Source organism: Mesorhizobium sp. M8A.F.Ca.ET.021.01.1.1, assembly GCF_003998025.1.
Taxonomy (GTDB): Bacteria; Pseudomonadota; Alphaproteobacteria; order Rhizobiales; family Rhizobiaceae; genus Mesorhizobium.
This window is the reverse complement of record NZ_RZSJ01000388.1, coordinates 1-5,995: the sequence shown is the minus strand read 5'-3', so window position 1 is coordinate 5,995 and position 5,995 is coordinate 1. Positions and strand designations below refer to the sequence as shown.

Below are 5,995 nucleotides of genomic sequence, written 5' to 3'. Positions count from 1 at the left end.
ATCGCACCCGGCATGGAGCTGTGGGCCCTGTTTGGCGCCAACGGCCAGCCGATCCTGCTTTCCGATGCGCGTGACCGTGCTCTGGCCGGCGCCATGGAAAACGATTTGACCACCGTCGCCATTCATTAAGGCGGGACGGAAACGAAAGGGCCGCTCACGGCGGCCCTTGGGGTGATATCTTAAAGAAGATGACTTCAGGCCGCGTGCGAGGCCTGCGTGTCCGACAAAAGCGCATGGATCGCCGTGGCGTCACGCGTTCCCCTGATCTTGGCCACCGTGTCGGCATCGCGCAGCACGCGCGCGATGCGCGACAGCGCCTTGAGGTGATCGGCACCCGCCCCTTCAGGCGCCAGCAGCAGAAACACCAGATCGACCGGTTGGTCATCCAGCGATTCGAAATCGACGGGCGTTTCCAGCCGGGCGAAAACGCCGGCGATGCGCTTCACGCCGGCAAGCTTGCCGTGCGGGATGGCGATGCCGTTGCCGACGCCGGTCGAACCCAGGCGCTCACGCTGCAGGATGGTGTCGAACACCTCCCGTTCCGGAATGCCCGAAATCGCCGCCGCCCGCTCGGACAGCAATTGCAGAAGCTGCTTCTTGGAGTTCGCCTTCAACGCCGGCAAAATCGCCGGAACGCTGATAAGATCGCTCAGATCCATACTTGAAAATCCTTGTTCGCCTGCCGCGCCAGTCCCCACCCCTCGTGCGGCTGGCTTTTATCCCTGTGCGACTTTGGTCGTGGACGGATCGATCCAGCCGATGTTTCCGTCGGGCCGGCGATAGACGATGTTGAGATGGTCGGTTCCGGCATTGCGGAAAACAACCACCGGACTGTCCTTGGTATCGAGCTCGATGACGGCCGAGGCCACCGACATGGTCTTCAGCGTCATGGTTGATTCGGCGACGATGGCCGGTGCGAAATCCTCCGGGATTTCCTCATCGTCATCGGCAAGCGGTGCCATCACGGTATAGGCAATGTCGGTCAATTCGCCGTTGCCATTGCCCGAATTGTGCGATTTCAGACGGCGCTTGTATCGCCGAAGCCGGGTCTCCAGCCGATCGGCTGCGGCCTCGAAGGCCAGCGTCGGATCCTGGGCATCGCCGGTGGCTTGCAGCGAGGCGCCTGAATCCAGCCGGATCATGCAATCCGCCGAATAGCGCGAACCCGATTTGATGACGGTGACGTGTCCCGCGAAGCCGCGATCGAAATATTTGCCGATCGCTTCACCGACCCGATCGTTGATGCGTGTGCGGAACGCATCGCCGATATCCATGTGCTTTCCCGATATGCGCAGATTCATCTGAAAACTGACCTTCCTTGCTCAGGCTTCAAACTGGCCCGAGTTTATACTCGTGATCCGTGCGCACAAGCTTTGCGGCGTCACTCGCGCCGATTTAAATCCGAACTTTCCGGTTGATCACAAGCCGCCTTCTTGACCGTCCCGGGGTCATGTCGTGACGGACCATCCGCTAGCGGGCATCAGGCCCGTCTCATGCGGGCGGGCTTCTAGCCACTTCACCGTGGCTTGTCAATGAAACTCGAAAACTGTGGAAATCGTGAGCGCATGGAGCTGTCCATCATTTCACGGAAACGCCGCTCCATCTCTTTGCCTTGGCGCAATTGCCAAGGGAAGCGCTATGCGCTTTTCCCGGGAAACCGCTTTACAATTTTCCTGGACTTGCTCTAGCGGCCGGCGCTGGCGAGCGCCCGTTTCTCGCGCCGGCGCTGCACCGACGAGGGAATATTCATGCCTTCCCGGTATTTGGCGACCGTGCGCCGGGCGATATCGACGCCGCTTTCCCTGAGCATGTCGACGATAGCATCGTCCGACAGCACATCGACGGGCTTCTCCTCGTCGATCATTTGCTTGATGCGATCACGCACCGCTTCGGAGGAATGCGCTTCGCCACCGCCCGATGCCGCGATCGAGGCGGTGAAGAAATAGCGCAGCTCGAACACGCCGCGCGGGGTCAGCATGTATTTGTTCGCTGTGACCCGGCTGACCGTCGATTCGTGCATGCCGATGGCGTCGGCCACCGTGCGCAGGTTGAGCGGCTTCAGATGGCGTACGCCATGGACGAGGAAGGCGTCCTGCTGGCGCACGATTTCCGAGGCCACTTTGAGGATCGTCTTTGCCCGCTGGTCGAGGCTGCGCGTCAGCCAATTGGCGTTCTGCAGGCACTCGGCCAGGAAGTCCTTCTCCGCCTGGTTCTTCGCGTGCGGCGACACCTGGGCGAAATAAATATGGTCGACCAGCACGCGCGGCAGCGTTTCGGCATTGAGTTCGACGGTCCAGCTGCCGTCATTGGCCGCCCGCACCTCGACATCGGCGACGATGGCGTCGCTGGCGCCGCCCGAAAAAGCCATGCCGGGCCGCGGGTCGAGCGCCCGGATTTCGGCCAGCATGTCGAGCAAATCCTCCTCGTCGACGCCGCAGACCCGCTTCAGCGTCTGGAAATCGCGCCGTGCCAGCAGTTCGAGATTGGCGACCAGGGCCTTCATCGCCGGATCGAGCCGGTCACGCACGGCAAGCTGCAGGGAAAGGCATTCCGCGAGATCGCGGGCGAACAGGCCGGCCGGCTCGAAGGTCTGGCATACGGCCAGCACCTTGCCCACCGCCAGGCTGTCGATGCCGAGCCGCGCGGCGATCTCCGCCAGATCGGCCCTGACATAGCCGGTCTCGTCGAGCCCATCGGAAAGTTCTCCGGCGATCAGCCGCGCTACGGGATCGGTGAAGGCAAGTGCGATCTGCTCGCCGACATGGTCGCGCAGCGTGATCGCGCTCGCCGCCATGTCGCCGGCATCGAGCCCCTCGGACGAGGAGCCGCCGCCGCTGCCCGAAGCCGATTTCCATTGCGCCGTCAGGTCGGGCCCGAGCCGTTCGCTGGTGCCGGGATCATCGGGAAACAGGTTTTCCAGGGACGTATCGAGCTTTTCCGAGATCGCCTCGGCGCTCCATGCCGTTTCGTTCTCGAACCAGTCGCCGTCGGGGGCGGCTTGCGGCTCGGCCTCGAGCTTCTGCGCCTGATCGCTCGCGGCATCGTCCTGCGGCTCGGCGCGCTCCAGGAGCGGATTGCGCTCGATCTCCTCGTCGATGAAATGCTCAAGCTCGGCATGGGTGAACTGCAGCAGCCGAATCGACTGCATCAGCTGCGGCGTCATCACCAGCGACTGCGACTGTCGGAGCTGTAGTTTCGCCGCCAACGCCATGGCTCGGTTTCAAACGCCTCCTGAACGCGTCCGGACTTCCGGAATGAATTTCACGGCGGGCATAGAAACTGGCCCGGCTTTTGCTTGTCAAGGCAAAGCCTAGCGAAACCCGATTACCGGAGCGTTATCCCGCGGCAAAACCGCGAAAAAACAGGCCGCACCGCCCGAAAAATCGTGTCAGGAAACAAATTTCACGCTCAGAGCAATTCCAAGAGCCGGGGAAAAAACAGCTTCCTGGCCGGAACTTCGTAAAAACAGACGCAGCGAAGCGGCGTGTAGGACAAGGAATTGCTCAGAGGGTAAAACCCTCGCCGAGATAAAGCCGCCGCACGTCGGGATTTGCCACCACTTCGTCGGCGCGGCCATGGGTCAGCACCTGGCCGGCGTGGATGATATAGGCACGGTCGATCAGGCCGAGCGTCTCACGCACATTGTGGTCGGTGATGAGGACACCGATGCCGCGCGCCGTCAGGTGACGCACCAATTGCTGGATGTCGGCGACCGCGATCGGATCGATGCCGGCGAAGGGTTCGTCGAGCAACATGTAGGCCGGACGCGTCGCCAGCGCGCGCGCGATTTCCAGGCGCCGCCTTTCGCCGCCCGAGAGCGACATGGACGGCGCCTTGCGCAGATGGCTGATGTGGAATTCCTCGAGCAGTTCGTCGAGGTTGCGCTCGCGGACCTTGCGGTCTTTTTCCACCACTTCGAGCACGGCGCGGATGTTCTGTTCGACATTGAGGCCGCGGAAGATCGAGGCCTCCTGGGGCAGATAGCCGATGCCGAGGCGCGCGCGGCGATACATCGGCATCGAGGTGACGTCGAAGCCGTCGATCTCGATCGTGCCTTCATCCACCGGCACCAGGCCGGTAACCATGTAGAAGCAGGTCGTCTTGCCGGCGCCGTTGGGGCCGAGCAGCCCGACGGCCTCGCCGGCGCGTACGCCCAGCGTGACGCCGCTGACGACCTTGCGGCCCTTGTAGCTCTTGGTCAGGCCCTTGGCGATCAAGGTTCCCTTGAACTTCGCCTTGTCGGCGGTGACCGTGGCCGGAGCCGAAAGCTTGCCTGCGGCCCGTCCCGGAAGACGCGCCGTCAGCGACGACAGGCTGGCCATCAGGGGTTCGTCGCTCCCGATTTCGACGCATCCGATTTCGGCGGCGGCGTGATCGACATCTGCACGCGCTGCCCAGCGCATGGATCGACCTGGGCCAGTCCGCTTTTCATCTGCACGGTAAGCTTGCAGCCGACCAGCACATTGTCGTTTTGCGACAGGACGACCTTTTTGCCCGAAAGCACCAGCACCTGGCTCTTCATGTCGAAACTGCCCTGATCGCCGGTAGCGACCTGCTGATCCGACTTGATGTACACCTTGTCGGAGATTTCGAGATGGTCGATGTTGGCCGAGCCGGTCATCGCAGCGCCCGCGGCTTCCGTGCCCTTGGCCGCGGCATTGGCATCCTTGATGTAATAGACCATCATCTTGCCGGCCTTCATCAGCGTCGGCCCCTGGACGACGGTGACATTGCCCGTGAAGATGGCGACATTCTCGGCTTGACGCACTTCCAGCTTGTCGCTTTCGATCTGGATCGGCTTGTCACCGGCCAGTTTGAGGCCTGACACCTGACTGGCGGCAGACGACTGCGCCAGCGACGGCGCCAGGCTGAGCAGGAGCAGCGCCGAAGTTGCGGCCGCAAGCCGTGTCGAACTATTGAGCCACATTCGCTTCTTCGCCCTTTGCCTCAGCCGCCTTCAGACTGGCGGCATCAATGTTGACGCGCACCCTATTCTCGAACACCAGGATCTTGCCATTGTCCTGGACCGACAGGGAATTCGCTGTGATCTGCGACCCGCCACGGCTGACATCGACGGGATCATCCGTCTTCATAGTGCCTTTGCCCATGTCGAGGAAGACCGATTTGAACTTGGCCTGCATGCCGTCGGTCGTGGTGATGGTGACGTCGCTGTCCAGTTTCATCGTATTGCCGTCGCGATCATAGGTGCCACGCGAGGCTTTTACCGCCGCGACATTGTCGGGAGCGATCGGCACCTTGGCGTCGATGCCCTCGAGCTCGATGATGCCTTGCGTGCTCACATCCTGTATCGCCCGCAGCGCCGTCATCGAGTAGGGCTGCTTCTGCTTGGTGAAGCCATTGAGTTTGGGATTGGCCATCACCAGCTTGCCGTTGGAGAAGGCGGTGCCTTCCGCCTGCACCGCGACGGAAACGGGGGCGGCGAGATACGAATAGATCGGGAAGGCGACGGCGATCAGCGCCGCGGCCAAGGGCACGGCGAATTTGAGCACGCGCACGCGGCGCGAGTGACGCTGAGCGCGGTCGAAGGCCTCGTCCCGCGTCCAGCCATCCTCCGGGGGAGCCAACTCCGTCTCCGGGCTGGCCGGTTCATTCGGTCGCGCTAACATGACTGCTTTCTTCTAAAACCCGCCCCCGGGGAGCACCGCCTATAGGTGGGACGCCAGCGTCCTCACGCAAGCACAAGCCGACGAAAACCGCAAAAATGTGACAGCTGCCATTGCACAAACGAAACCCGGGTCAGCGCAATAGCCAGTGCTTCATAGCAGAAATAGTCGCCCTTGCGTCTTTTTTCATCACCGAAGTTCTTCCCACTTACCTTGCGTCCCCCGCACAGACCAGTCACAAAACAGACAGCATAAGGACCGTCGCGCGCGGATTGCCGCGCCATGTGCGGGATGGAACTGCTTCCCGATGGAGACATCATGGTCTAAAAGCGTCTCTTCCCGCTGACTGTGAGGCTGACGATGGCATTGAG

Annotated in this window: 7 protein-coding genes; 1 reads left to right on the top strand and 6 read right to left on the bottom strand. The window is 62.0% G+C overall.

Annotation, left to right across the window (positions count from 1 at the left end):
• Positions 1–129, top strand: a 129-nt coding sequence (locus EOA36_RS24700) for a DUF1150 family protein (RefSeq protein ID WP_127279802.1), incomplete at its 5' end; no start/stop codon positions are given.
• A 65-nt stretch (positions 130–194) separates the two neighbouring features.
• Here EOA36_RS24700 and ptsN read toward each other — a convergent pair.
• From ptsN to lptC, 6 genes are all read right to left on the bottom strand, one after another.
• Entirely contained in the window at positions 195–659 is a 465-nt protein-coding gene (ptsN, locus tag EOA36_RS24695; protein ID WP_010911486.1) for a PTS IIA-like nitrogen regulatory protein PtsN, read from the bottom strand.
• Between the two features lie 57 nt (positions 660–716).
• Positions 717–1,301: a ribosome-associated translation inhibitor RaiA gene (gene raiA, locus EOA36_RS24690; RefSeq protein WP_127279801.1), complete on the bottom strand. Its 585-nt coding sequence runs from the start codon at positions 1,299–1,301 to the stop codon at positions 717–719.
• 383 nt (positions 1,302–1,684) lie between these two features.
• A complete protein-coding gene (gene rpoN / locus EOA36_RS24685) occupies positions 1,685–3,211 on the bottom strand; it encodes an RNA polymerase factor sigma-54 (RefSeq protein ID WP_127279800.1) in 1,527 nt (508 codons plus the stop codon).
• Positions 3,212–3,503: 292 nt separating this feature from the next.
• The gene (gene lptB, locus EOA36_RS24680; RefSeq protein WP_127279799.1) at positions 3,504–4,322 is read right to left on the bottom strand and encodes an LPS export ABC transporter ATP-binding protein; all 819 of its coding nucleotides are present in this window, start codon (positions 4,320–4,322) and stop codon (positions 3,504–3,506) included.
• Positions 4,322–4,927, bottom strand: a complete 606-nt coding sequence (locus EOA36_RS24675; protein WP_127279798.1) for an LptA/OstA family protein — start codon at positions 4,925–4,927, stop codon at positions 4,322–4,324. Before EOA36_RS24675 ends, lptB begins: the two co-directional genes overlap by 1 nt.
• Positions 4,914–5,627, bottom strand: a complete 714-nt coding sequence (gene lptC / locus EOA36_RS24670) for an LPS export ABC transporter periplasmic protein LptC (RefSeq protein ID WP_127279797.1) — start codon at positions 5,625–5,627, stop codon at positions 4,914–4,916. The genes EOA36_RS24675 and lptC overlap by 14 nt, the downstream gene beginning before the upstream one ends.
• Between the last annotated feature and the right edge of the window lie 368 nt (positions 5,628–5,995).